This window comes from Alicyclobacillus suci (genome assembly GCF_017329615.1).
Classification (GTDB): Bacteria; Bacillota; Bacilli; order Alicyclobacillales; family Alicyclobacillaceae; genus Alicyclobacillus; species Alicyclobacillus suci.
The window spans coordinates 1-233 of record NZ_JAFMTW010000257.1 but is presented as its reverse complement, the minus strand read 5'-3'; the positions used below and the strand labels follow the sequence as shown (position 1 = coordinate 233).

Below are 233 nucleotides of genomic sequence, written 5' to 3'. Positions count from 1 at the left end.
GCCCTAAATGGGCTGATGGGAGATCACCAACGCATGATGCTGGCTGCACAACTACGCCACATCGATTATCTCGATGAAGAGATTACCCGACTCGATGAAGAGGTTCAGAGGCGAATGACCCCTTTTGAAGAAGACCTGGAGTTAATAGACACCATCCCCGGCGTCGGTCGACGAACAGCAGAGCAAATCCTAGCGGAAATCGGGCGGGACATGGATCAATTTCCATCCGCCGC

At 53.2% G+C, this 233-nt stretch carries 1 protein-coding gene; it reads left to right on the top strand.

Annotated elements, in window-relative coordinates; all coding sequences use genetic code 11:
* The coding region (locus tag J3482_RS20635) for a transposase (protein WP_206923146.1) at positions 1-233 on the top strand (233 nt) is incomplete at both ends.